Annotated in this window: 28 protein-coding genes; 3 read left to right on the top strand and 25 right to left on the bottom strand. The window is 64.4% G+C overall.

Annotation, left to right across the window (positions count from 1 at the left end; translation table 11 throughout):
* Nucleotides 1–51 precede the first annotated feature (51 nt).
* The 14 genes from AUL32_RS01580 to AUL32_RS01515 form a co-directional block, all read right to left on the bottom strand.
* A complete protein-coding gene (locus AUL32_RS01580) occupies nucleotides 52–471 on the bottom strand; it encodes a hypothetical protein (RefSeq protein ID WP_062111158.1) in 420 nt (139 codons plus the stop codon).
* A gap of 3 nt (nucleotides 472–474) precedes the next feature.
* The gene (locus tag AUL32_RS01575) at nucleotides 475–993 is read right to left on the bottom strand and encodes a phage major tail tube protein (protein ID WP_062111156.1); all 519 of its coding nucleotides are present in this window, start codon (nucleotides 991–993) and stop codon (nucleotides 475–477) included.
* Between the two features lie 26 nt (nucleotides 994–1,019).
* Nucleotides 1,020–2,246: a phage tail protein gene (locus AUL32_RS01570; protein WP_062111154.1), complete on the bottom strand. Its 1,227-nt coding sequence runs from the start codon at nucleotides 2,244–2,246 to the stop codon at nucleotides 1,020–1,022.
* 78 nt (nucleotides 2,247–2,324) lie between these two features.
* Nucleotides 2,325–2,546: a hypothetical protein gene (locus tag AUL32_RS01565; RefSeq protein ID WP_062111152.1), complete on the bottom strand. Its 222-nt coding sequence runs from the start codon at nucleotides 2,544–2,546 to the stop codon at nucleotides 2,325–2,327.
* Nucleotides 2,543–3,028 (bottom strand): hypothetical protein, encoded by a 486-nt coding sequence (locus AUL32_RS01560; protein ID WP_062111150.1) that lies wholly within the window; start codon nucleotides 3,026–3,028, stop codon nucleotides 2,543–2,545. The genes AUL32_RS01565 and AUL32_RS01560 overlap by 4 nt, the downstream gene beginning before the upstream one ends.
* Before the next feature lie 1,124 nt (nucleotides 3,029–4,152).
* A complete protein-coding gene (locus tag AUL32_RS01555; protein ID WP_062111148.1) occupies nucleotides 4,153–4,464 on the bottom strand; it encodes a hypothetical protein in 312 nt (103 codons plus the stop codon).
* Nucleotides 4,464–4,859, bottom strand: coding sequence for a hypothetical protein (locus tag AUL32_RS01550; RefSeq protein ID WP_156421282.1), 396 nt, complete (start codon nucleotides 4,857–4,859; stop codon nucleotides 4,464–4,466). Before AUL32_RS01550 ends, AUL32_RS01555 begins: the two co-directional genes overlap by 1 nt.
* A 55-nt stretch (nucleotides 4,860–4,914) precedes the next feature.
* Nucleotides 4,915–5,094, bottom strand: coding sequence for a hypothetical protein (locus tag AUL32_RS01545; RefSeq protein WP_062111144.1), 180 nt, complete (start codon nucleotides 5,092–5,094; stop codon nucleotides 4,915–4,917).
* Nucleotides 5,095–5,101: 7 nt separating this feature from the next.
* Complete coding sequence (locus AUL32_RS01540; RefSeq protein ID WP_062111142.1) at nucleotides 5,102–7,459, bottom strand: hypothetical protein; 2,358 nt, start codon at nucleotides 7,457–7,459, stop codon at nucleotides 5,102–5,104.
* Between the two features lie 8 nt (nucleotides 7,460–7,467).
* The gene (locus AUL32_RS01535; protein WP_062111140.1) at nucleotides 7,468–8,106 is read right to left on the bottom strand and encodes a phage tail protein I; all 639 of its coding nucleotides are present in this window, start codon (nucleotides 8,104–8,106) and stop codon (nucleotides 7,468–7,470) included.
* Nucleotides 8,103–9,023, bottom strand: a complete 921-nt coding sequence (locus AUL32_RS01530; protein WP_062111138.1) for a baseplate J/gp47 family protein — start codon at nucleotides 9,021–9,023, stop codon at nucleotides 8,103–8,105. Before AUL32_RS01530 ends, AUL32_RS01535 begins: the two co-directional genes overlap by 4 nt.
* Complete coding sequence (locus tag AUL32_RS01525) at nucleotides 9,020–9,409, bottom strand: GPW/gp25 family protein (RefSeq protein WP_062111136.1); 390 nt, start codon at nucleotides 9,407–9,409, stop codon at nucleotides 9,020–9,022. The genes AUL32_RS01530 and AUL32_RS01525 overlap by 4 nt, the downstream gene beginning before the upstream one ends.
* Before the next feature lie 11 nt (nucleotides 9,410–9,420).
* The gene (locus AUL32_RS01520; RefSeq protein WP_062111134.1) at nucleotides 9,421–9,945 is read right to left on the bottom strand and encodes a phage baseplate assembly protein V; all 525 of its coding nucleotides are present in this window, start codon (nucleotides 9,943–9,945) and stop codon (nucleotides 9,421–9,423) included.
* The gene (locus tag AUL32_RS01515; protein WP_062111132.1) at nucleotides 9,945–10,754 is read right to left on the bottom strand and encodes a hypothetical protein; all 810 of its coding nucleotides are present in this window, start codon (nucleotides 10,752–10,754) and stop codon (nucleotides 9,945–9,947) included. Before AUL32_RS01515 ends, AUL32_RS01520 begins: the two co-directional genes overlap by 1 nt.
* A gap of 143 nt (nucleotides 10,755–10,897) precedes the next feature.
* On the opposite strand from AUL32_RS01515, the gene AUL32_RS24920 reads away from it, so the two are divergent.
* On the top strand, nucleotides 10,898–11,101 hold the full coding sequence (locus AUL32_RS24920) for a hypothetical protein (RefSeq protein ID WP_156421281.1): 204 nt from the start codon (nucleotides 10,898–10,900) through the stop codon (nucleotides 11,099–11,101).
* A gap of 34 nt (nucleotides 11,102–11,135) precedes the next feature.
* On the opposite strand, the gene AUL32_RS01505 is transcribed toward AUL32_RS24920, so the two are convergent.
* The 11 genes from AUL32_RS01505 to AUL32_RS01455 form a co-directional block, all read right to left on the bottom strand.
* Nucleotides 11,136–11,354 carry a hypothetical protein gene (locus AUL32_RS01505; protein ID WP_062111128.1) on the bottom strand — a complete coding sequence of 73 codons (219 nt, stop codon included), beginning with the start codon at nucleotides 11,352–11,354 and terminating at the stop codon, nucleotides 11,136–11,138.
* Between the two features lies 1 nt (nucleotide 11,355).
* Complete coding sequence (locus AUL32_RS01500; RefSeq protein ID WP_062111126.1) at nucleotides 11,356–12,381, bottom strand: major capsid protein; 1,026 nt, start codon at nucleotides 12,379–12,381, stop codon at nucleotides 11,356–11,358.
* A 14-nt stretch (nucleotides 12,382–12,395) separates the two neighbouring features.
* Nucleotides 12,396–12,773, bottom strand: a complete 378-nt coding sequence (locus AUL32_RS01495) for a head decoration protein (RefSeq protein ID WP_062111124.1) — start codon at nucleotides 12,771–12,773, stop codon at nucleotides 12,396–12,398.
* Between the two features lie 12 nt (nucleotides 12,774–12,785).
* A complete protein-coding gene (locus AUL32_RS01490) occupies nucleotides 12,786–13,823 on the bottom strand; it encodes a head maturation protease, ClpP-related (RefSeq protein ID WP_062111122.1) in 1,038 nt (345 codons plus the stop codon).
* A 7-nt stretch (nucleotides 13,824–13,830) separates the two neighbouring features.
* The gene (locus tag AUL32_RS01485) at nucleotides 13,831–14,079 is read right to left on the bottom strand and encodes a hypothetical protein (protein WP_244497605.1); all 249 of its coding nucleotides are present in this window, start codon (nucleotides 14,077–14,079) and stop codon (nucleotides 13,831–13,833) included.
* Nucleotides 14,076–15,701: a phage portal protein gene (locus AUL32_RS01480; RefSeq protein WP_244497604.1), complete on the bottom strand. Its 1,626-nt coding sequence runs from the start codon at nucleotides 15,699–15,701 to the stop codon at nucleotides 14,076–14,078. The genes AUL32_RS01485 and AUL32_RS01480 overlap by 4 nt, the downstream gene beginning before the upstream one ends.
* Nucleotides 15,702–15,712: 11 nt before the next feature.
* The gene (locus AUL32_RS01475; protein WP_082659063.1) at nucleotides 15,713–17,689 is read right to left on the bottom strand and encodes a phage terminase large subunit family protein; all 1,977 of its coding nucleotides are present in this window, start codon (nucleotides 17,687–17,689) and stop codon (nucleotides 15,713–15,715) included.
* A complete protein-coding gene (locus AUL32_RS01470; protein WP_082659068.1) occupies nucleotides 17,686–18,333 on the bottom strand; it encodes a hypothetical protein in 648 nt (215 codons plus the stop codon). Before AUL32_RS01470 ends, AUL32_RS01475 begins: the two co-directional genes overlap by 4 nt.
* A gap of 228 nt (nucleotides 18,334–18,561) precedes the next feature.
* Nucleotides 18,562–19,140, bottom strand: coding sequence for a phage tail protein (locus AUL32_RS01465; protein WP_156421280.1), 579 nt, complete (start codon nucleotides 19,138–19,140; stop codon nucleotides 18,562–18,564).
* A gap of 108 nt (nucleotides 19,141–19,248) precedes the next feature.
* Entirely contained in the window at nucleotides 19,249–20,127 is an 879-nt protein-coding gene (locus AUL32_RS01460; protein ID WP_062111116.1) for a hypothetical protein, read from the bottom strand.
* A gap of 272 nt (nucleotides 20,128–20,399) precedes the next feature.
* Complete coding sequence (locus AUL32_RS01455; protein WP_062111114.1) at nucleotides 20,400–22,139, bottom strand: DNA primase family protein; 1,740 nt, start codon at nucleotides 22,137–22,139, stop codon at nucleotides 20,400–20,402.
* Nucleotides 22,140–22,247: 108 nt separating this feature from the next.
* Between AUL32_RS01455 and AUL32_RS01450 the strand changes: the two genes are divergently transcribed.
* On the top strand, nucleotides 22,248–22,442 hold the full coding sequence (locus tag AUL32_RS01450; protein WP_062111113.1) for a hypothetical protein: 195 nt from the start codon (nucleotides 22,248–22,250) through the stop codon (nucleotides 22,440–22,442).
* Between the two features lie 45 nt (nucleotides 22,443–22,487).
* Nucleotides 22,488–22,922 carry a type II toxin-antitoxin system HicB family antitoxin gene (locus AUL32_RS01445; RefSeq protein WP_062111111.1) on the top strand — a complete coding sequence of 145 codons (435 nt, stop codon included), beginning with the start codon at nucleotides 22,488–22,490 and terminating at the stop codon, nucleotides 22,920–22,922.
* The last annotated feature ends 2 nt before the right edge of the window (nucleotides 22,923–22,924 follow it).

Here is a 22,924-nt window from a genome sequence, read left to right as displayed (position 1 = left end):
TACGCGATCGGTCAGGCTGAGGATCAGTTCGCTTGACAGCCGGGCCATGCGTTATCTCCGATTGAATTCCGGGCAGAGGCTTCGGGCAATGAAGGTCGCGATCTCGCTATCGACCCAGCGCAGCGCGCGAAGTGCCTCAACCGGCACGTCCGCCATGCGCGCGTGCATCTCCTGCTCGGTGGTCTCGCCCCGCACGACCGCCTCCACATCCTCGAAGGCCGGTGGGCGGAACAGGAGATTGTCGTACCGCACGATGCCGATCTTGAAGGGATAGCGCAGCAGAAACGGCCGATCGGTCGGATTCTCATCGTAGACCGCGCCGCTGCGAACAGCGGCGGCGGTCACTTCGGGAGGCGGCGTGGGCACAGACACGGGCACCGGAGCGGCCACCGGCTCCGCGATCTCTGCCCGCAATTCCTCGAACGGGACCACTCGGAGCCGTTCGAATTCGCTATCGCGATCCTCGACCATGGCTTAGGCCCCCAGCCCACGTCGCTGGCTTTCGAAGATGGACTTGCCCATGAAGCGGGCCTCGCGCTCCCAGAAGTCGAAGTAGCACCACTCGATCCCGTCGACGGTGAACTCGAAATGCACCACCTCGGCGAAGGCGTGGTTGCAGCCCTTGAACTCCTTGGGGTCGCTCTCGTCCGGCTCCCAGCTGGTGATGCAGCCTTCGATGATGCCGCGCGCCGCGCGGGTCACCCCGGCCTGCTTGTCGACATAGGAGGACGCGAAGGTCCACTTGTCCCGCTCGCCCATGCCACGGAACACGTCCTCGTCGAGACCCATCGCTTTGAAGGCGGGCTCCAGCTTCTCGATCCGGGGCAGCGTGAAGTCCACCTCCATGATGCCGCCGCCCGGATTGTGAGGGGCGACCACGCGCTTGATCGGCGGGATGGTAAGGGTCGAGATCGTGTTGGCGCGGCTAAGGCCGGTCTGGGTCGCCCGGCGCACGTCGACGGCGGTGAGGATTAGAAGAGGCGTCTGGGCCATGATGGGGTTCCTCTGGCGCGCGCCGATCAGGCGACGGTGTTGAGACGGGCGACGATGTCGGCGACCAGGGCCTCGACGGCCGGGCGATAGCGGCGCAGGTCGATCGCCGCCTGTTTGAAGACGGGCGCGGGTTCGATGCCGAGATCGAGCTTGATGCGCCCCAGCCGAATGTTCTCCGGCGAGTTCTGGTCGGGGATGAAGACCTTGCGGTCGTAGCCGAGGATGTCGCCGGCCGCTTTGTGGTCGCGCAGCATGAAGAGGATCGAATTGACGTAGGCCTCGGCCATGTCGACCGTGATCTTCTGACCCAGGAAGCGGCGCGTGATCTCGATCAGCTTGACCGTGATGTAGTCGGCGCCGCGCACCTGGTGGATCTGTTTCCAGAGCTCGCCCGTGTCGGTGTTGTCCGTGCCGATGAAGGTGAAGCCGCCCTCTGCGATGGCGCCGTCGACGTTCACCTCGCCTGGCACGACGATCGACACCTCGCCATCGAGCATCTGCTGCCCTTCGGTCGAGCCGTCGAAGAGCGAGAAGGCGATCGGCCGGGACAGGCCAGCGAGCCCATAGATCGCGCGGTTGGCGATCGGGTCGAAGGGCTTGCCCTCGTTTTCGTTGTCGACGCGAGCGAAGAGGCCCAGCACGCGCGGACCCATCGGGCGCGTGACGAGGTTCGCGCCCTCGTAGACACGGCCGGCAACGCCGATCGGCATGAGGCGTTGCGAGTTCATCGTCTCACGCGCGTCGATCGCGTTCGCGGCCGAGGTGTCGTCGACGTCCACCGGCGCGATGGCCAGCAGCTTCTCCAGCGCCTCGGGCAGCGCGGCGACGATCGGGTTCGCCGTGTCCGCGTCGGCACGCCAGGCGGTGCGCCCGGCCCAGACAAGGCGCGGCGTGGCGTTCACGGCCGAGGCGATATAGCCGACCTGCGACAGTGCAGCGGCGATGTTGGCGACGGTCTGGGCGACGCTGGCGCCTTCCTGAACGCGGAGCACCGTGACGTCGGCGCCGACGTTCAAGCCGGTCAGCTGTGCGTTGATGCCGGCGACGGCGTCGCGCAGCGGCCCGGTGCCGAGCTTGGCAACGGTGGCAGTGTCGCTGGTCGAGAAGCGCTTGGGCGTCATCACGGGAAAGGCCGTGGCGTTGGCGTCCGAGCTCGTCTCGATGAGGAGCATTTTGGAGAAGTCGGCACCGGCAGTCGGCACGGGCTCGTCGTTCGGGCGCGCAACGGACATGCCGAAGATCGGGTTCGACATCGGGGGTCTCCTGAAGGTCGGAAAAACGAAAGCCCGGCGCGAGGGCCGGGCTTGGGAAAGGCAATCGAAGGGGGACCGTCAGCGCTTGAGGCGCGCCCGAATCCAGAACGGAAGGCCGAGGAGAACGACGCCGGCTCCCATGGCCAGAGCCATAGGCCAGCCGGCGGCATCGGAGACGCAGCGCACCAAGTCGAGATCAGCACCGAGTTTCGAGGCGGCAAGGCTCGAATAGGCGAGGTCATGGGCGGCGCAGCAGTGCCCCCAGGCCCCTTCGAACCAGCCGGTGCAATGGTCGGTCACCCCGGCAAGCCGCGCGCGATCACCTCGCGACGCTCCGGCGTGAGGATGCCGACCGAGACGAGGATATCGAGGCCGGCAAGGTTGCGCGGGTCGGTGAGGTCGACCGTCGTCAGGTGGGGATCCTTGATGCGGTCGAAGAAGACACCGATCACCTTGCGCAGCGTCTTCTGTTCGGCGCTGTCGCTCTCGCTCTGGCCGGCGGAGAACTCGACGATCGCAACCTCCTCGAAAGCCGAGAAGGCGTTGCGGAACTCGCTCGGCGTGAGCTTGAGGCGGAAGGCCGGCTCGGGTTCCGCTTGATCGGCCGAGGCGGATGCCAAAGGGGCAATCCAGTTCTTGCCCTCAAGCCGATATCCGACGCCGAAACCCTCAGGAACGCCCTTGGGAACGGCGACAAACTCCTTCGCGATGTCAGGGTGAAACTTGCTCGCGGGATCGTCGGAAAGCTCTACGACGACGCCGCCAATCAAACGCACCTTCATGGCTTAGACGCCCATCGTGATTTCGAGAAGAACGAGACCGGGACCACCGTTTCCACCACGACCGCCTTGGCCGTAATAGCCTTGGCTAGCGTTGGAGCCGCCACCACCGCCACCACCGCCGCCGCATCCAAACGAGCCATCGGACCCCTTCTGACCTGAAGGACCAGTGCTACCGTTCGCAGTATTTGCCGCCCCCGCTCCACCACCACCGCCTGCAAACTTCCCGGCGGGCTTTGCGACGCCTGCCAAGTCGCTGGACGAGGCCACGTTCCCATATAGACCGGCGGAACCCTGCCCCTCTCCATAGACGGTGTTTGCGTCTGCGGTGGTAACCGCAACTGAGAAAGAAGCGTTCGGATCGAAAAACTCGTCAAAGTAAGTTCTCGCGACAGTCGCCTGATTTACGAGCGAAGGTCCGCCGAGGTTGATCAATGTTCCTCCCGGTGTAGCATCCACTCCCGGCCCACCGTTTCCAGCTCCGCCGCCACCTGATGTCGGATTAGTTGAGGCTTGACCAGAACTGCTCCTTTGTGCGCCGTTGCCGCCTCGATACCCGTTGGTGTGTCGGTTACCGGCGCTGCCGCCGCCACCGCCGCCAGGGCCACCCCCGTTACTCAAGGCTGTGGATGCGTATAGCGCTCGAATTCCCCCAAGCCCCCCAGTTCGGTTGACAATCCCTCCATATCCAACGCCCGGGCCACTGGCCGAACCGCCGGTTGCAGAAATTTGAGTTCCAACGCTCGATGTGCCGCCAGCCGTTCCGAGGCCGCCGGCGGCGTCCGGTGTGCTACTCCAAGTATTGTTGCCTGTATTAGGTCCACCGCCGGCACCCCCTACACCGGCCACGCCAACCGTGATCGGAATAGCAACGCCTGGAGTGAATGCGATCGGTCCTTCCGCATAACCACCTGCGCTGCCGCCCCGACCAGAGCCGGAAGCATGCTTGTTAGCGTCTATGGCAGAACGACCGCCTTCACCACCTTCCCCACCCCCCAAGACGATGGCGTAGACCTCGGCCCACTTATCGGTCGGCGTTATCGTGTCGTTGGCCTGGAAGGCGATGCGGATTTTCTTGGTTGGATTCTTCAGCGGCCCCCCATTGGAGCCAGGCGCAATGCGGCCCATTATGCGGCCTCCTCGACAAACCATACTTGCACGGCGGCCATGTTGGCCGTGTCGGTCTTCACGTAGATTTTCGAGCCGGCATCCAGAACGATCCCGTCACGCGCGAGCGGGCCGGCGCCGATCGCGAGCGCGACGTCGTTCTCGACGATGTCGGCATCGCCTGGCGCCGCGCCCCCGGTCACGGCGAGCTTGACCTTGCAGGCGCCGAGCGGGGCGACGTTGACGGTGTAGACGCCGCGCTTGTTGGGCGGCACGGTCAGAACCGCCGACCAATCAGTCGTTGTCAGCTTCGAGTTGGTTGGCGACGGCATCACGCCCCCCCGAGATAGAGGCTGGCGACCGTGATCCGGCGCCGACCTTCGAATGCGGTTTTCAGGTCAGAGAGACCGGTCGCGTTGGCAGCAATCTTCGCGAGGAGCTCCGCCAAAGCGGGGTGGAGACGATTGGCGGTGAGACCGGCGATGGCCGTCTGGATCCGCACGTCATCGGTCGAGACGCCGTTCGTGAGGAGCGTATTGATGCGCCCCTCGAGAACGTCGGACAGGGCCTGCAGCTCAACGAGCTCAGCCCGGCGCGCGATGATCTCGGTCGTAACGTTCTGGCTGATCAGCGCGAGCGCCTGATCGGTCAGGCGGTCGATGGTGTCGTCGTATTCGATGGCCTTGCCTTCGATTCGGCGAACCCGCTTGGAGAGGTCGCCGAACACGGCGTCCCAAATCTCCCGGTTTAGATCCATCCCGGGTGGGGCTTTATAGTCCGTCTCAGGCGATGGGGTTGGCTTCATGGATCGCCTCCCAACCGTCCGTCCGGACGATGCCGGCGAGAACGGATCCCTGCATCTTGTGCTGGTCACGCGGCAGAAGCCGCATCGTCTCGAGCGTGACGGGCTTGGTGATGAGGACGCGATACGTCGCGCCCTCGTCGATCTCGAAAGGCTTCATGGCATCCTCAGAGGGCGTAGAGAGAGACGTTCTCGACGAAGGGGACGGACTGGACCGCCGTCGTCATCGCATCGAGCCGGAGCACGGCCGCCGAGCTCGCCGGGATCGAGAAGGATGCGGTCAGGAGTCGCCGCGTCGCCTTGGACAGATCGCGCGACAGGCTCTCGACGGTCGGCGTGTAGACCACCCCGCCGGCGACGATCTTGGGATCGAGATCGTGCAGCGCGGGGTCGAACTGGTCGAGCGAGATCTCGACGTCGATCCGTGTCGTGGAATAGCCGAAGCGCAGCTCCTTCGTCAGCGCCCGCATGTCGCCGCGCGGACGCCGCGTCATGGCCCGCGCCTTGGCGTTGAGGACGATCGCGGGCGCGAGGCCGGTCGTGCCGATCATCGTCAGGCGGAGGCGGCAGAGCGCCGGAAGGCCGCGAAGCGGATTGGGCGCCTCGGCCGTCTCGGCGCGAAGCGGCTCCCATTCCTCCCGACCGCTCGGCTTGACCTCCCACATCATCGAGGTGCCGTCCGGGCACCAGCTCTCGTAAAGGAGCTTGAGCTCGGTCATGCCGTTTTCGAGCTCGAGCGGATCGAACTCGACAACGGCGCGCGTCGTGGTGAACTCGGCTCCGTTGACGCGGAAGACGAAGTCCTCCTCGGGCGCACCCTGGAACCAGCCCTGATCGGTCGACCAGAACAGAGTCCCTTGAGCGTATTTCGCGCCGGTGACGGTGACGAGGGAGTGATTGCCCGTCGTGACCGTCACCCACGCATAGCGCTTGCCGGGCGGCATGAAACGCGGCTTGAACGGGAAGCGGACCCATCCGCGCGCCAGGTCTTTCGCGGCCAGCGTCGAGCGGGCGAGCACCGCGTCGAAGAGCGGCTCGCCCGTCGCCGAGACCTCGCAGAGCAGGAGCGTGACCTCGCCGTCCGTCGCGACGCGGTCGAGTTTCACCTCGATCGACGTCAGGATGATCGGCTGGGTGAGAAGGAACGTCTGGCCGTAGACCGAACCGTTGATCCCGAACGTCTCGGTCACGTAGTCCCAATAGGTCTCGGTCCAGTAGTTATATTCGATCGACTTGGCCGCGTAGATCTGGCGATAGCCGGTCTGCGCCACCTGGCTGTTGTGGACGATGACGTCCGCCGCCGTGATGTTCGACCCGTGGGTCTGGTTGAAGATCGAGACGTCAAGCGACTGGCCAGCATAGGAGGCGTCGATCAGCCCGAGCTTCACGAAGCTCTCGCCGTTCGCCTGAAACACCGCGCCTTCGCGCGCCGTGCCGATCTGCGCCCATTCCTTATAGTTGTCGCACATGGCGACGGTCGGGCCGTAGGAGACCGAGGAGCGGGAGACCGTCCGCTCGACCGGCGTCGTCACGGTGTGGACCTGCTGGGAGATGTTCTTCGTCGATCCGGTCCCGTCGACCTCGATCTTGGTCTTCTCGGTCCATGCCGGCATGAGGATATCGCCCTCGATGCGGATGCCGGCCTGGGCAGGGTTCAGGATCTCCAGACGCTCGTCGCGCTCGGCCGCCCAACCGAAGCGAACGCCTTCCGCGATCCGCGCGAGGAACTGCGCGTTCGTGACGGCCCATTGGTCCTTCACCAGCGCGGCGTCGTAGAAATAGCCGCGCGCCGCATCGGGTAGGTTCGCCAGGCGGCGGAGCTGCGCGGTGTCGCGCTGCAGCTGCTGGACGATCTCCTTGCGGGGGAAGTCCTTCAGCATGGCCTGCAGGTTGGCGAGATCCGTCGCGAGGGTCTGGGTGCGCGCGAAGGACACGGCCATCTGGCCTTCGAGCACGGTGACGCGTCCCTCGACCTCGTAGAGCGTCTTGACGCGCCAATCCTGAGCGCTCTCGATCGCCTCGATCTTGGTGTTGGAAAGCAGCACGAAGCCGATGCAGCAATCCGTCGCCGCGATCACCGGACGAAGCGGCGTCGGCGAGTTGAGCCCCTGCTGGACACGGAACTCGACGGTGCGCCGCTCGACCTTGGGCACGTTGACCGGAACGGAAGCGCCGGTCTCGACGTCGGTTTCGACGAAGCGCTGCTCCTGGTCCGTGACCGTCGCGCCGCTGGCAAGGATCGCGACATAGCGCTGGTCGCCGATGATGAGCGGCATGTGCGGCGTCAGGTCGATATCGACCGCCTGGTCCAGATCGTAGAGGATTTGGTCCTGCCAGACCGTGCCGGCGCCGACCCGGATGCGGGCCGAGGATGGGGTGGCGATCGAGAAGCGCGCCCAGTGGTGCGGATAGGCGATGGCACCGCCCACGATGTTCTCGCCGCCTTCGCGTGCCGCCTTCGAGATGGCCTCGAAATCCGAGGGCTCGGCGGTCTCGGCTTCCGAGAAGAGAATGAGCTTGCTCATGGCGTTCCTTACAAGCGGACGCGATCGACGAACTGGCCCAGGCGAAAGCCGCCATCCAGCGAAGGGGCATCGTCGAGGCGGAGCGTCCGACGATGGGAGAAGTCGACGCGATATTCGGTGGCCTCGCCTTTCGACGCGGCGAGCGCCACAAGGCATCGGCGAAGCGGTTCGCGGGTCGGCGTGCGAAGCGTGGCGCGCCCCAGCATCCCGCGCCCCAGCACCAGGGCGCGAGGCGGGCGCGTTGTGGCGACCTTCACGAGGTAGCGCGCCGCGAAGGGCGGATGCCCGATCGGCGTGCGGCCGACCCGGGCCCGCCCCAGCACGAAGCGCGTGGGGTAGGAGATGCGATCGAGGATCGCGCCGCCTACGAAGCGGATGAAGGCGTCCGGCCCGTCCCGCGTGCCCTTGAGCGCGGCCAGCCCATCGCGCGCGGCTTGGACCATTTCTCGCTTGCGCACGAGCGGCCAGTCCCCGAACCACAGGTCAGCGGATTCGCTGGAGCCGAGGAACGCCAGGAACGCCTCGGGCGTCAGAGCGGGGTCGAGCAGGTCGCGGATCGGGATCGGCAGCCTGTCGGTGAAGGCCTTCGCCAACGCTCGCTCGAAGGGTCCGGCCTCGGAGTAGATGACCTCGCTGCCGGAGCTCACGAGCGCACCCTCGCTTCAACGGCCAAACCGAGGAACGACGGGATCACGTAGGGGTCCGGCACGATCTCGACCGGCGCCAGATCTTCGGCCGCCAGCACATTGACGTTGCCGAAGGCGATGCCGCGAAAGAAGCCCGCGGGCACCTCGCCGCCGATGACGCAGCGCGTCTCCGCAGCGGCCTTGATGCGCGCGGCAACGTCTGCCTCGACCAGCGCCTGATCGGGACCGGGCCGGAGGTCGAGGCGCAACCGCACGCGATAGGTTGCCGGCGTTGCCGGCAGGACCGACACCGCAATCGCCTCGGGCGCGACATGCGGCGCGAGACAGGCGGCCTCGACGAGCTTGCGCTCGGGTTTGGTCGGCTCGCGCCCGCCCGGCCCGGCGACCACGATATGGGTGTCGCCACGGCGCTTGTGGACGGCATAGCCGTTGACCCGCGCATCGCCCATTAGAGGCCATGCGGTCCAAGCCTCGTAGAGGAAGCGGTCAGCCGACCCGGCCGAGCCGCGATCGAAGGATAGGAGATAGCGCCGCAGCAGCGCGGCGTCGCTCTCCATCACCACCGCGCTGGTCGGCGTGGCAGCCTGAAGAACGAGGCGTTGCACATTCTGGCGCGCGACCAGCGCGTCGAGATCAGCGCCCGTCGCCGTCGTCGCGAAGACCGAGCGCACCACGTCGTTGACGCGCTGGCGGTCGAGAAGGCGGAGGAAAGAGAAGACGCGGCCTTGAATGGCGACCGGGTTCGCCTCCAGTTCGCCGATGGTGAACTCTGGCAGGGTCGGGTCGCGCTGGCGCTCTTCGGCCCATGCCAGAAGGAACCGTTCCTTGAAGGCGGCGCGCATCGCCGCCGGCGTGAAGGTTTCGATCGCCGCCGGTAGCGGCACGGCGGACAGGTCGATCGCGGTCGGTGCCCTCATTCCGTCACCCCTGCCGTCCGCCCGAAGCGAAGCCCGAATGTCCGGACGCCCTCGACTGAAGGGTCGCCCAAGTGCGCGCGGGGCCGGAACTCCACCTCGATGGAGAATTTGGCCGCGCCCTGGCGCAGCTCGTCGACCGTTCCGCCGGGAATGATCCGGCGCACCCGGAAGCGCGGCTCCCAAAGGTCGATCGCGGCGGCCATCAGGAGCATGTAGGCGGAGAAGAGACGGGCATTGAGCTTGCGGCCGAGCAACTCGACCAGCCCCGCCCCGAACTCGCGCAAGAGCACATGCGAGCCGATGCGCGAGAAGAACAGGATCTCCACCGACTGCAGGGCGCTCTGATAGTTGGTCAGGCGCGCGCCGGTGCGTCGGTCGAAGTCCATGGGTGTGGTTCCTACTCGGGCGGGTCCGTCCTCGAATCCCCGCGCCGGATGCCGGGATGGACATGGCTGGAGCCGATGTTTTGGCCGTCGTGCTCGACCCGGCCGCCGGTGATGGAGAGCCCCTCCCCGGAAACCTTGATCGTCGTTCCGCCCGCCGTGATGACGAGCGCGCCGTCTGCCACCTCGAACCGGACGCCGGCGTCCTCGAAGACGTTGGCGTCCATGTTCCCGTTCGGGCTCTTGTGGTTGCCGCCGTAGCCGCCGCGCAGGAGGAAGCCCTGCCGCATGTCGCCGTTCGGGCTGATCAGGCCGACCACCTGGCCGACCTTCAGCGGAACGCTCGTCTTGCCGGTGTCGGGATGCGGCAGCCAGGGTGAGAGCCAGTCCCCGCCCTCGCCGTCCTGCCCGAGCTTCAGGCGATAGCCCTTCTCGGCGTCGACCTGCGCAACCGCGCCGGGCCGAAGCAGATTGGCGACCGTCGTGCGCAGTTCCTCGACGGTCTGCCGCAGCTCGGCGATCGTCTTGTGAACCGACATCAGGGCACCTCGCGGACGCCGGCGCCGCCCGCATCGACGCGCGCGCCAGCGAAGGGCGGCGTCGTGCGGTCGGTGTCCGCCTCCAGCGGACCGAGCCCCAAGGCATGGAGTTCCATCCGGGTCAGCCCACGACGAGCCTGGTGCAGCTTCCAGTCCGGAGCGATGCCACCCAGCACGCTGCGCATGGCAACGGCCTGGGCAACGTAGGTCGCCTCGCCCTCGGCCTCGAGGGCCGTCAGAAATCGAGCCATGGCGGAACGCGGGTCCAATGGAGCGCCGCGAACGGGGTCGGGCATGAGAGCCAGCTGAAGCCTCGTCTGATGCCCGGCGAGCTTCTGACCGTTATCGCTGGTGCGACGCGCCCCAACCTCCATCTTTTCCACGCGCGTGTGGAGCGCGCGGAAAATATCAGCCCAGACGCTGTCGGGATCGCTGAGGGCGTCGAGAACCTGACGCTGTACGAGCTCCAGAAAGAACTCGAAGGCCCGATCGCTGGCAGGCACGGAAACGCCGACGATCGTCGATTGCCCGGTCTCGCGGTCGAGTTCGGTCATCGCCATGGAAATGCCGATCTCGATCACGAGGACGCAGGAGCCGTTCTCGGTCAGATCGCGCTCGGCAACATCGTCGGCCACGCCCTCGTCGGTGTAGATCGCGACGAACGGCTTGTCCTCTTCCGTCCGAAGCGTGCCGTCCGACTGGATATCGAGCGCGCCGTTCGGACTGTCGAGGACGTTCTCTCCCACCATAGTCCGACCCTTGATGGCCTCGACGGCAGCGGTGCGAAGGGCAATGCGCGCAAGGCTCATATTTCCCCCAAGGCCAGGACGAGGCGTGTATCGCCCCGATCGTCCACGCGCAGCACCTGAAACCAGGGCTGGCCGGGACGTTCCAAGGCACAGACGCGATCGTCGTTTCGAACGATCAAGTCGGGATAGGCGCCGCGATCGACGTGAAGCTCGGCCTTCCCGGCTGCAATCCGGGCGCTCCACTCCTGCGCCATTCCGCCGGACATGTTCCGTTCATCGCCGCGCCCGGCCCGGAGAACGGCGGCGATCTCTATTGGAAGCCGAGCAGGATCTATTTCTCCCTTCCGAAGAAAGGAGAAGCGGACCTGCTCGGCGAAGATGCGATCGGCGCAACGGACGACGCTTGACCGGAGATCGCCCGCCTTCCCGAGGACTGGCATTTTAGGGCGCTTCCAACAACGCGACGAGATCGAGCTTGGATGCGTTGGATGGAGGTGACATTCCTCGCTCCTCCGCCAGCTTAAGCAGCTCGGAACGTGTCAGCGCAGAGAAGCCATCCACCGCCGCCTTGTCAGATGGGGGCAACGTGGCCGTTTCGATGTGCTGACCAGCCTTGAGAAAGGAGCCACCATAGAAGCCTGGAGTGGTGACGATACCCATCCTACTTAGCCTTGCCCGGGATCAGCATCTCCGGCCGGGTCGCTACAAAGAGCGGGTAGCTGTAGATCTCGACGCGATCCCAAGCGTCACGGCCGGAAGGATCGGCGAGAAGCAAACCGTAATACTCGCGTGCGCGCTGGTTCAAGAAGGGCTTGAACTCGTTGGCCGGCGAGAAGCCAACCTTGAAGGCACCGCGTGCGCCGATCGGAAAGAAGCGAGCCTCGGTCGAGCCGATGGCGATCTTCGACTTATCGTCTGTGCCGCGATAATTGATGAAGGTAATGCCCTCAATCTCGATCGAGGAGTAGCCTTCAACGTCCTCCAAGAGAGGAGCCTTTTCGGTCCCGAGCTTGGTCTCCTTGATCTGCGGATGGTTGACGAGAAGATCGAAGAACTCGTCGCCGACCAACGCCCCGACCCGCGTCGACGGTGTCCAGACGCCCTGTGCCGCCGTCTGCATCTGCCGCTTGATGTCGCGGCACTTCTTGCGAACGTCCGTTTCGGGCTTGTCGAGCTCGAAATTGACGACGGTCGGGCGGGAGATGCCCCAGAACGCGAACCAATCGATGATCTCGCCGCCGCCAGCGTCGAGAACCTTTCCCTGAATTGCGCCGAAGCGCATGTGCTCCCAGGTGAGTTCCAAGTCCTCAAGAATCTGTCGCGTGCGGTCGGCGACTTCCGCGCTGACCTCCTTCGTCTGAACATCGAACGGAAGCGCAACGGTGCTTGCGAGTTCGGACGCATAGATCGTTGAGCCCTTCGCAAGGCGCGAAGTGTTGAACGGTCGAACGTCCGAACCTTCGGGGATCAGCTCTTCCGGCGGCGCCCCCATTTCGGAAGTCGGGATAAGGGAAAGCGTCCCCTTCCGCGAGGCGATCGCGATCGTGCGCGAACGTGAATAGATGGGTTCGAACAAACCGAGCGAGCCAAGAAGGTTCGGGCGGAATTCCGTCCGTTCGACAACTTCCTCCTGAAGCTCGACCACGCCCCAGGCGTTCTGATTGAAGACGTCGGTGACAAGCGCCATGGATGCGGCCCTCCTTAGCGGCCGACAATGCCGAGCGCGGCGAGATCGACCAGCGCGGCAGTCTTCTGAGAATCGGTGACGCCGGCGGCCCACTGAAGAACGCCGGCTTGAACTTCGGAGTCGCGGGCTGTGTAGGTGCGTCGCACGTCGGCGGATGTCGCGTCACAACCTTCGTAAAGGATCGCGATCGCCTTCTCCGAGCCGTCCGAGGCTCCCGGCGTGTAGGGTTTCAGCTTCTTGGTGGCGGTGAGCCGCCCCATAACGGTGCCTGCCCGGATCTTACCGGAGCCAGACGCGACCACGCCCTGCTCGCGCGATCGATAGCCGTTAGCTTCCGAGACGATGTAATGCCCCGCGCCCGAGAAGCGGTCTTCCGTCAAAACATTCGGCATGGTCAGACCTCCTTATCGACGCTTGTTGCCGCGCTCGACTGCGGCGGCCAGAATGGACTTGTCGCCCCTGGCCTTCGGCCCGTCGCCACCGGCAAGGCCGTCCCCGTTGAGACGGCGCTGCTCGTGCAGAGCCGCCGACACCTCAGTGCCTTGCGGTTTGGAAGGCTCGGCCGAAGCCTTCGGCGCAGCGGCGAGAGCGGCTTTGACCTTCTCGACCGAGTCATCGGTCTCATCAGCGAAATGGGCAGCGAGACCTTCGCGCCCCTTGGCCTCATCGAGGCCGAGGATCGTGCGGCGACGGTCGCGGTCCGCTTTCACTGCGGCAGCGACCGCAGCGGAATGGTCGGGGGCATCTGCCCCGTTCGGCTTATCGGCCATGAGAGGCTCCTGTTTGCTCGGAGAAGAGGACGCCGACGCGTCCGGACTGGAATGGGCTTCGCCCATCGACCAGCCCTTCCTGCGGGCCGTCGCGCGAAGTTCTTTGGGGGCCTTGGCGTAGACCCGGTAATCGAATGAGGCGACGGCCTTGGCCTTGGCGGCCTCTGCTTGGTCGGCGTAGCCCTGTTCGACGGCCTCAGTTGATGTCAGCCAGATCTCGGCCTTCATCTCGGCTCGAGCCTCGTCGGGTGACTTTCCGGATCGCTCGGCGTAGATGGCCGCCATCTGTGTGGCATAGGCTTCGAGCTGCTCGATCGTCCGAACATGCTCGGCGGCAGAGCCGAACGTCACAGTCGCCGGATCATGGATCATCATCAGCGCGCCAGCACGCATGACGATCTCGTCGCCGGCCATCGCGATCAGCGATGCGCTCGACAGCGCGACCGCATCCACCTCGACCCGGACATTGCCCTTGTGCGCCGCGAGGGCGTTGTAAATGGCAATTCCGTCATCGACGAACCCGCCACCACTGTTGATATGAACGACGACGTCCTGGTCGCGTCCATGTTCGGCGAGGGCCATCAGGACCTGAGAGGCGGTGAAACCCTCGTCCCAATACGACTCACCAACCACGCCGTAGAGATACAGCGCGCCGTCCCGGTAAATTTCCATGGGAACCTCAGTATGGGCGAGCAGTCGCTGCCATGGCGAAGCGCGTGCGCGCCGGCGTCTCGCCGCGCGAAATCGCGCAGTTGCGATCCGCTTCGGCAATCGCCTTGCGGACATCGGGAAGATTCGCGGTGTCAGCGAACCGGGTCATATCGGAGCCGAAGCGAGCTTCGGTCACCATCTCGCCTTTCAGCAAGGCCATCTCGACCCCACGCAGCGCCAAGGCGCGGGCGCACCAATCTATTCCGTCCGCCATCATGCGTCCTGTTTTGAAGGGTCCCGGTTGCCGTCTGCTGCCATGCCGTTCTGGCCCGCGCCGCCGGTCGAACGCCCGAACGGATGCGGAATGCCGAGACTCGTCAGCATGGAAATCTCTCGGCCGATCTGCTGGGCATTCTCCTCCCAGTCGCGGCCGAGCAATGCGGCTTCGTCCGAAAGCGACGAGACACCAAGTTCAAGTCGGACCTTGGCCGCCATCGCACTCTTGTAGTCATCCGCGCTGGGCTGGGCTGGACCCTGCCATTCAGCCCAGACGATCCGCTCCCGATTTGCCAAGAAAGCGGCGTACCCGCCACGAAACGGGATGCGACCTTCCGCAATCCCCTCTTCCAACCAGCGTTCGTAGATCGCTTGTGCGAAGGGTGCTGCGATGCGCTCCCGGCGCCGGATTACGATTGGCCAGATGGAAGCGATTCCCATGCGGGTAGAGGAATAGTTGGCGTTCGAATGATCCATCGAGAAGCTCTCGAAGGTTACACCGATGCGCCGCGCCATTTCCCGCTGGAGGCTCTGCGAGAACGGGAGATACTGCGAGCCAGGCGTGGCCGCCGTGTGCATCTCCAGTTCTTCGCCCGGCCCTAGATGATTGACCTGAGAGGGGCCAGTGATCGAGAGGCCCTTGCTTTTCAAAGCATCGAGCCGAGCGCCCCATACGTCGATCAGATCTTCAACGATGTTCGTGACGCCTTCGACGTCCTTGAAGTCGTCTCGCAATGTTTGAAGTGCCTCGAAGGCGCTGGCACTCGGCTCCGGGCTCTTGATGGTCGCCGCGAATATGGTCTGGATAAGCGCAGTCGAGAGTGTGGCGTCCGCCAATTGGTCCCACTGAGCTGAAACCTTCAGGATCGGCGCCATGACTGAGATGCCGCGCAGGCTTCCAGGGTTCTCGCTCCGATCCATGACATGGACGACGTCGCGAGCAGAAACCTCATGATCCGCCTCGATGCCCCGCAGCTTTCGTCGGAACCGATAAGCAATGGCGCGATTTTGCCCGCCGAGCCGAATGCCCTGATCAATCCCCTCGAACTCGCGAGTCTCGCGGGGCAGCCGATGCGGTGAAACAAGCGTGACCTTGGTTCCCGTTCGGATGCCCAATGCCGGACGCTCGGCGCGTGGAAGGAAGTCGAAGACGCCGAAGGCCTCACCCTGAGCGAGATAGGAGCGAACGACGGAATCCAGCATTTCGGGGACCGTTGCCCGGCCTGCGAGGTCGCATTCGCTGGGGGTCCAAGCCCAGCGCCGCCACTCCGCCTCAACGAACTGACACCAACCCGAGCGCTGCCGATCGGTGTAGCCGAGGCCGGTCATATCGGGACGGGCATTCAGCTTCAGTTCCGTACCGATCGTATCGGCCACGACTTGATCAGCCGCCCCGGCGAGCCAACCGGAATTGTGAAGGAAATCCAGCGCTAGGGCCGACGCTCGCCCGGCAGCCTCGCGAACGTCGAGGCTGGCATCGCGCAATACGGCCTGGCGCATGGGAAGCAGTCGGGCATTGTCCGACCGCAGGTAACGTCCACTCGTAGCCTTGCCTTGCTGGGTTCGAATAGCACCTTGAGAACTTCCCGCAGGAACTCGAATCCTCGGCTTGGCTTCGCTCATCGGTCACGTCCTTACGTATAGCCCTCCCAGCGGCGACGAGCCTTGGCCGGTTTCGGGGCGGGTTCGCTCAATTGGACCACGACCATTGCAGACGCTTGGCCAGGAGCGGGACTGGAAGGGAGGTGACCGAACAACCCATCCTCAAAATCGAGTTGAGCTTCTTTCGGCGGGGTCTCCCGCTCGGCTTCAAGACGGTCCCATATGGCATCCGGCAAACCGCGAATGCCGTAGTGGATCGCAGCCGCTTCCGCCTGGAGATGCGTGTCGAGCATTTCGTTCGGCACGTTAGGGTCTTTCACCCATTCGTAGACGGTGAAGCCCTGCTTGTTCTGGCGAGCGCGGCGGCTTTCGGACGTCAGCTGTCGATAGAACTCGTCGTCCATGCCCGAGGGCAGCCCAACGAAACCACGTGCCGCCACGTCGTCGCGAATGATGTTGCGGTAGAGCGCCATCTTCAGGACCGAGGTCGCGAAGTTGAAGAACCGCTTCGAGTATCGAAGCAGCTTGCCCTTGGCGTTGCGCTCCTTCTTGACGGGCGCGATCAGCGCCGCGCTTTCGCTCGGCACGCCGCGAACCATGATGACTTGGCTCGACGGCTTACCCTTCACCCAAGCCCAGACTTCTTCAGTGTACGCGTTGCCGTCGATGGCAAGGCGGTCGGCCTTGATCCGATTGCCAACCGCGTTGGGCCAGGCTTGCAGAAGCAAGGCGTCGAGCCGCTCCTGGCATCCCTTTGTCGAGATGTGACCGGGGATGACGCCCGCATCGACGATGAAGCGTTGATAGTCCCGGCCGAACGCAACGGCCTGCCATTCGACGCGATCGCCCTGGCAGTCGACCCCGATCGTTACGACGAGCCCGCCGGCAGGGATGAAGCCTCGCGCATAGAAGGAGACGCCGCCCCGATCGCGCAGCGCTTCCCACGGCGGCGCTTCGCCAAGCGTCTTGTAGGCCCGGCCAACCGTGTCATTGAAGAAGACTTGTTCCTTCGAAGGGACGCCCTTCGCCGCCAGGAACTCGCGGGCAATCTGCTCGAAGCTCTGGAGGAATGAATAGGCCGACCAGATGTGGAATGAACGGTGATGCCGGCGGGCCGAAGCGTTGTGCGCGCGCCACTCGCCGCGCGGCAGGATCGCCCCGCGATGATGGTCCTCGATCTCGCAGCCGCATTCGACGCAGGTGAAATGCGCCTTCTCGGGCGCATCTTCGTCGAGGTCGGCGAGCATGTTCTCCCATTCGAAAACCTGAAAGTGCTCGCAGTGCGGGCATGGAACGTAGAAATGTTCCTGACTTCCGGCCTCGAAGTTTGCCGTGATCCGACATCCCGGCTCGATCAACGGCGTCGAAATCTTGAATATCTTCGCGTCCGGCCTTCCGCGCGACCGGCTATTCGCCTGCGTCTCCGGATCACCGGCGCTGTTCATTTCCCACTTCGCCAAGTCGTCCTGCACTTGGCGCTTCATCGTCACTTGGGAGAGCGACGCAGGCGAGTTCGCACCGGAGATCTGGATCGCGCCCCGGCCATCGACACGCTCCTTATAGAGGACCGAGTCGAGCCCGTCGCGAGACCTCATGGGAAAGAGCGCCGCAAGCGACGCCGTGCCCTTGAGCATTGGTGCCAACTTCATCTTCGACCATCGCATGGCGTTGTCGGCCGTGGGATGGACGTAGAGGAAATAGCAGGGGTCCATCTCCATGGACCCGCCGGTGAAAATGTTGGCGAGCACCGTGCCGCCGATCTGCGCCGACTTGGCCAGCGTTACCTCGCGGCAAGGGTCATCTGGCGAGAGGGCGCGAAGGATCTCGTCGAAGTAAGGGAAGCGCTCCCGGTTATATTCGCCGTGGAAGCGGCTTTCCTGTTCGGTGAAGACGATGTTATCGACCGCCCAGGCGAGATAATCGACGGGTGGCGGCGGTTGCCAGACCTCGGCCATCACCTCTTCGGCTAGGCGCTCGGCATTAGCCGTCTGGACGATCATCGCCGTCATGCGAGTTCGTCCTCTTCCGCCACTATTACACTCTCGAGGACACCCGGCAGCGTTTCGGCCCGGCTGCGATGGCGCTCGGCGGCCTTATCGCGGATCTTTCGGAAGCCCATCTGCAGCGCATGCTCGACGTCCCGCTGCGGCAGCCCAAACTGCCCCGCGAGCACGGTGGCCATGTCGGACAAACCGGCTTCCACGGTCTGCATCATAGACGAAGCAAGGCGCGCCATCTGTGCCCGCACGGCGACGGCTTCGATGTACCGGCCTTTGCGTTCCTCCTCCTCTTCAGCGGCCTTGCGGTTCGCCATCTGGGAGGCGCGCAGCTTCTCTCGCTTGATCTGCTCCTCGATCGAGTCAGGCCGGGGCACCGGAGCGGCGCTCTCCACCGGAGCAGACGCCGAGGCAGCTGGTCCCTCCAGGCGAGTGAAGAGCCCGTTGCCCAGTGCCTGCGACACGTCGCGTCGATCGCGGATCTGCCCAAGTGCTAGGGCAACGCGAATGCGAGCCGAGCGACCTTCTCCGACTAGGGCGTCGCTGCCGATCTTGCCTTCGGTGAGATACTGAGAAACGCGGGCGGCCGATACGCCGATATGCTTGGCGAAATCGCCTTTAGTCATGACCGCATCGGCTGCCAGCGTTTCCGACATGGCTTCCATCCCGCGATTGTTCACAAAAACAGCGACTTAACCCCCTTCAAGTCGCCCTTAAGCCCCGTCTTAAGGCTTCACAAATGCTCTCAGACTGGCGACCTATCGGGCGTTTCCCGCCCGTGAGGCTGGTTTGGGCTGGGTACGGTCCCTGAATGGGGGGGTCCCCGGGGTCTGTGACATGATTGCAACACCCCCCCGACCCCGGGGACAGGGCGCAGAGGCGGCCTAGCCGACGACGCCCTTTGTCAGACGCCGAAGCTCGTGCTCCATGCGGCGCGGCAGCACGTCCTGCACCGTCGCCTCGAAAGCCTTCGCTGTCTCGCCTGACACCATCTCCTTCGGGATGATGACGCCGGACTTCTCTTTGACGAGCGGAAACCGTGATCCCCCGGCGCGATGAAAGACCTGCCCGCCCATCCCGATGTCCTGACGGTTCGGGAAACGGCCACCCTTCATGAAGTCGCCGGCGAAGACCTTCCTTTTGCCGAATGGTGCGGCAGCGACACCTCTCCGCGTTTCACGAGCCCCGAAGAACTTCAGCGCGATGTCGCCACCCTCGGACTTCATCCGGTAGGTTAGCGCCCCGGCGCTGGATGCCGTAGATCGTACCGCCTTCAGGATCACTGCCCGCTTCAAGCCGGTCTGCCTTGGCAAGGTCTGGCGAACTTTGGTGCGAGCCATATCGCCGGCACGATTGACCGCCTTGTTAGCAGCATCCGCCAACTTCCCCGAGCCAAGGTTATCGATGGCATGCTCGAAGCGCTTGAGCCCTTCGACATTCGCCCAGGTGATCCGCAATGCCATGGCAGCGTGCCCAAACGAAAAACGCCCCGGAAGCGGTCGCTTCGGAGCGTCTCTAACCTTTTTCAGTGTCCAATGCTTAAGTCAAGTTTAGTCCGCAAGTCAAGCGGCTTAAGCGGGCTCCGCAATTTTCTTCGTCGCGGCGAGGAGGACGCGCGGTCTTGGATAAGGCACCGCCTCGCCTTCCCATGGGAACATGGCCTTGTTCGGCCCGAGCACCTGATGGGCGACCAGTCCCATTTCCATGACACGCCATGCCACGTGCTCCAAGGCCATCACCCAAGCCTGGTAGTCAATCCGCTCGGCCGCAAGCAGCGCCGGATCCGGATTGAGGAAGGTCTTGCGGTAGGCGTCTGAAAACGGACGCTTGGCGACCGCGTCATAGCCGTCCACTTCGACCTCATGTGCCGGCATGTTCTTGCCGAAGGTCTGCGATACGATCCGAAACCAGGCCACACCTCGCGGTCCGTTGCGCACGAACTGCCGATCCACCGGGCCATGATCCGTCCAGTCCGGCGCGCCGCCGATCATCGCCCGGCGCATCACCAGGGCGGCGAGTTGCTGGCCGCGCGCGCGGGCGATGGCATAGCCCCGGCGGTTGCAGTCGGCGCGCTCGGCGTCGGTGAGTTCCGGCAGGTCGGCCAGCACGTCGAGCCCCTCCTCCCACTCCATCTCGGTCGCCGCCAGCTCGGCGACGGCACCGGCTGCGACGAGGGCGTCCGCATGCGGCGCCATCTCGTCCTCGGACCAGACATCGGGGATACAGCCGAATCCGTTCGGCGACACATCGACGATCGTCAGAAGCTCGCCATAGCGCTCGATCGCCCCCCAGGCGTCGGGCATGGAAGAGACCGTCTGAACCGTCGCGTTGCGAAGCGTCTTGGGGAGTTCGTTGCGATACGCCCAGCCCAAGAACTTCTCGACGCCAATCAGCTTTTTCCCATTCTTTTCAATGGTTTCGGACGCTAGGGCAGAAGCACTCTTCGTCATTTTCTTGCGTCCCTCGTTAATTTTCAAATGATTTCAGTAGATTAGGAAGGAAGGGAGGCTAGGGAAGATAATTCCCGTCACCACATAAGAGGCTTCGAAGAAGCCTGTCCCCTTAATCCATCGTCAGTTCACGTGCGTGGCGCGGGGACCTTGCGTCCCCAGCCGCCCTAGCGTCCGAAACCGTTGATTTCCCACACCCTTTCGGCAGGGAAGGAAGCGCTTCGCAAGCCGGCTTGCGTCCCTAGCGTCCCCAAATCCGTCGCGGAACGACATCATCCGCGCTGTTCCGGCACCTCGCGATCGGCAGCATAGCCGTTCGCACCCGGTCGCCAGCGCTCCTTGATCTGGATGCCGCGATAGACGGTCTGCCCGCCCGTTTTGGACTTGGCGAACTGCGTCATATGCTTTCCGTCCGGCGCCTTGAAGGTGCGCCGCGTCATCTCAGGCATGCGCCGATTGAAGGTCGACTGGTTGTGCGCGAAGAGCCCCTCGGCCTTGCAGTATTCAACATAGGCCGGATGCAGAGCGCCAGGCGATTCGTAGTCGGATTGCTCACCCGTCACCTCGCAGGCCCCGCGAATGAAGGCGCCGATCGAATCGCTTTCCTCGCGATGTTCCTGCACGGCGGCCACGACCGACGCCGGCGGCGAGAGCCCTCCAAGGGATAGGAATTCCAGCGCCCCGGCAATCATCCAGGCGAGGATGCCGTCCCGCTCCAGCCATAGCTTGTCGGGCAGGCTCTTGTCGCGCTTCTCGGGCGGGATCTGGATGCGCCATTCCAGAAACTGGAGCCGCCGCCAGATGCCGTCGTCATCGTTGCGGATGCGCGGCTTGTGGTTGCCGATGATGACGAACTTCGCCTGCACCCGGATCTCGACGAACTCCTCGCGCATCTTGCGCACGGGCAGCGTGTCGCCGCCGGTCAGCGTCTTGATGAGGCCCTCCTTCAGCGCCACCCCTTCGTCGCCTTCGTTGGCGAAGCAGACGTTGGCGCCATTCAGGCGCACGAGGTCGGGAGTGGCGGAGGCCCCGTCCCGCTTGGCGTCGCCCGTGAAGCTGTCGATCGAGAGCGTGACGGAAAGGTCCGACAGGATGCGGTTCACCGCGTCCGCGAAGGTCGACTTGCCGTTCGCTCCGATGCCGTACCAGAAGCCGATCATCTGTTCCGACGTCAGCTTGGTCAGCATGTAGCCCGAGAGCCGCTGGAGATACTGGCGCTCCGGCAGTTCCGGCTGCACCTCTTGGATGAAGGGGGTGAACACGGGCGTCGTTTTCGACGCGGCGAGCGAGAAGTCGTCCTGCCCATACAGCCGGTCGGACGGATGGAGCGGCTTCCCGTCCGGCCCCAGCACGTCTGCCTCGCAGAGCTTCGTGATCCAGTCCTCCCGGCGGTGAGGGTCGAGCCGGGCCATCCAACGGAAGCGCGGGTCGTCGGGGTCCGATTCCTCGTCCTCGACACGCACGAAGCGGAGCGTCCCGTTCCGGCAGTTTAGCGCCAGAGCGTCGGCGTTAAGGTCCTCCAGCCTCTTCTTGAGGTGCGGAGCGGCCTCGTTCAACATGTTGTCCATCTTGCCCGATCCGGCCGTGCTCTTGGCGTGCGCCGCCCGGCGCGCCGTGCGCTTCTCTAGGCGCTCGACGATCCTGTCGCGAGCGCGAATGGCCTGCTCGGCTTCGCGAACGCGCCCCGCATCCTTCGCCTTCTGAAGGGCCGGCAGGTCGCGCTCTGCATCGTTGCCGGCCTCAACGAGAAGCTCCTCACCTTCGTCTATCGTGATCTCGGCGCATTCGAAGACGATCGCCTCGGCCGACTTCTGCGCAAGCGGCCGCACCACGGACCCGTCATCGTCCTCGCGCCAGCGCAGCCCGTCGAAGCCGTGCCAGCCGATCTTGGCGATATGAAACACGTCCTTCCCGAAGCGATGAATGAAGCGGCGTCCGTTTCCGATATCGGTCTCCGGCTCCGCAGCGCAGAGCGCGATCAGCGAAACACCGTCCTTGGCGCGGTCAAGCATGGGGGCAGTCCTGAAAGAGAGCCGTCAAAAATCCTAGCATTTTTGTTAGAACGCGCTTGCGTTCCTAGCAAAAATGATAGATATTGGGGTCATGGAAAGGAGGTCGAAATGAAGCGCGAAGCCCTGATACGGGAGCTTCGGAAACGGGCGAGAAAGGAAGGGGTCCACTTCGAATGGGACCCTTCCAGCGGAAAGGGAGGCCACGGCGTCCTGACCTACGGGTCCCGCAGAACCATCGTGAAAAGCGGTGAACTCCACCCGACTTACGTCGCTCTGATCAAAGGACAGCTGGGGATCGATTGATCCCCAGCCATCGCGCCGAAAGACCCGAACGAGAGGAAGAGACCCATGCGATACATCTACCAGGCCAAGCTCACGCCGCAGGAGGACGGCCCGATCCTCGTCACCATGCCGGACGTGCCCATGGTGACGACCTTCGGCGAGACCGAAGCCGAGGCGCGGCAAGCGGCGGTCGACGCGCTCGCGACGGCCCTGCTCTTTCTGGCCAAGGAGGGCGAGCCGATCCCCCTGCCGGCGACGCCGGCGGGGCCGGACCTCGTTCCGGTTGAGCTCGAACTGGAGGATGCCCTGAAGCTCGCCGTCATTGAGGCGTTTCGCGCGGCGGGCATCTCCAAGACCGAACTCGGCCGCCGGCTTGGGAAGCCCGATAGCGAGATGCACCGCCTGCTCGATCCCGACCACACGACCAAGGCGGGCAATCTCACGCGCGCCTTGGCCGTGCTCGGCAAGCGGGCGGCGCTGGAGGTGCTGGAAGCGGCCTGACG

Source organism: Aureimonas sp. AU40 (genome assembly GCF_001463785.1).
Taxonomy (GTDB): domain Bacteria; phylum Pseudomonadota; class Alphaproteobacteria; order Rhizobiales; family Rhizobiaceae; genus Aureimonas.
The sequence above is the reverse complement of the archived record's forward strand: the minus strand, read 5'-3'. Positions and strand labels throughout refer to the sequence as shown.

Excerpts from the sequence above, each read along its gene's own strand:
- AUL32_RS01580 (WP_062111158.1), bottom strand. The coding sequence starts at position 471 with ATGGTCGAGGATCGCGATAGCGAATTCGAACGGCTCCGAGTGGTCCCG.
- AUL32_RS01575 (WP_062111156.1), bottom strand. The coding sequence starts at position 993 with ATGGCCCAGACGCCTCTTCTAATCCTCACCGCCGTCGACGTGCGCCGG.
- AUL32_RS01570 (WP_062111154.1), bottom strand. The coding sequence starts at position 2,246 with ATGTCGAACCCGATCTTCGGCATGTCCGTTGCGCGCCCGAACGACGAG.
- AUL32_RS01560 (WP_062111150.1), bottom strand. The coding sequence starts at position 3,028 with ATGAAGGTGCGTTTGATTGGCGGCGTCGTCGTAGAGCTTTCCGACGAT.
- AUL32_RS01555 (WP_062111148.1), bottom strand. The coding sequence starts at position 4,464 with ATGCCGTCGCCAACCAACTCGAAGCTGACAACGACTGATTGGTCGGCG.
- AUL32_RS01545 (WP_062111144.1), bottom strand. The coding sequence starts at position 5,094 with ATGAAGCCTTTCGAGATCGACGAGGGCGCGACGTATCGCGTCCTCATC.
- AUL32_RS01540 (WP_062111142.1), bottom strand. The coding sequence starts at position 7,459 with ATGAGCAAGCTCATTCTCTTCTCGGAAGCCGAGACCGCCGAGCCCTCG.
- AUL32_RS01530 (WP_062111138.1), bottom strand. The coding sequence starts at position 9,023 with ATGAGGGCACCGACCGCGATCGACCTGTCCGCCGTGCCGCTACCGGCG.
- AUL32_RS01525 (WP_062111136.1), bottom strand. The coding sequence starts at position 9,409 with ATGGACTTCGACCGACGCACCGGCGCGCGCCTGACCAACTATCAGAGC.
- AUL32_RS01520 (WP_062111134.1), bottom strand. The coding sequence starts at position 9,945 with ATGTCGGTTCACAAGACGATCGCCGAGCTGCGGCAGACCGTCGAGGAA.
- AUL32_RS01515 (WP_062111132.1), bottom strand. The coding sequence starts at position 10,754 with ATGAGCCTTGCGCGCATTGCCCTTCGCACCGCTGCCGTCGAGGCCATC.
- AUL32_RS01505 (WP_062111128.1), bottom strand. The coding sequence starts at position 11,354 with ATGGGTATCGTCACCACTCCAGGCTTCTATGGTGGCTCCTTTCTCAAG.
- AUL32_RS01500 (WP_062111126.1), bottom strand. The coding sequence starts at position 12,381 with ATGGCGCTTGTCACCGACGTCTTCAATCAGAACGCCTGGGGCGTGGTC.
- AUL32_RS01495 (WP_062111124.1), bottom strand. The coding sequence starts at position 12,773 with ATGCCGAATGTTTTGACGGAAGACCGCTTCTCGGGCGCGGGGCATTAC.
- AUL32_RS01490 (WP_062111122.1), bottom strand. The coding sequence starts at position 13,823 with ATGGAAATTTACCGGGACGGCGCGCTGTATCTCTACGGCGTGGTTGGT.
- AUL32_RS01485 (WP_244497605.1), bottom strand. The coding sequence starts at position 14,079 with ATGATGGCGGACGGAATAGATTGGTGCGCCCGCGCCTTGGCGCTGCGT.
- AUL32_RS01480 (WP_244497604.1), bottom strand. The coding sequence starts at position 15,701 with ATGAGCGAAGCCAAGCCGAGGATTCGAGTTCCTGCGGGAAGTTCTCAA.
- AUL32_RS01475 (WP_082659063.1), bottom strand. The coding sequence starts at position 17,689 with ATGACGGCGATGATCGTCCAGACGGCTAATGCCGAGCGCCTAGCCGAA.
- AUL32_RS01470 (WP_082659068.1), bottom strand. The coding sequence starts at position 18,333 with ATGTCGGAAACGCTGGCAGCCGATGCGGTCATGACTAAAGGCGATTTC.
- AUL32_RS01465 (WP_156421280.1), bottom strand. The coding sequence starts at position 19,140 with ATGGCATTGCGGATCACCTGGGCGAATGTCGAAGGGCTCAAGCGCTTC.
- AUL32_RS01460 (WP_062111116.1), bottom strand. The coding sequence starts at position 20,127 with ATGACGAAGAGTGCTTCTGCCCTAGCGTCCGAAACCATTGAAAAGAAT.
- AUL32_RS01455 (WP_062111114.1), bottom strand. The coding sequence starts at position 22,139 with ATGCTTGACCGCGCCAAGGACGGTGTTTCGCTGATCGCGCTCTGCGCT.
- AUL32_RS01450 (WP_062111113.1), top strand. The coding sequence starts at position 22,248 with ATGAAGCGCGAAGCCCTGATACGGGAGCTTCGGAAACGGGCGAGAAAG.
- AUL32_RS01445 (WP_062111111.1), top strand. The coding sequence starts at position 22,488 with ATGCGATACATCTACCAGGCCAAGCTCACGCCGCAGGAGGACGGCCCG.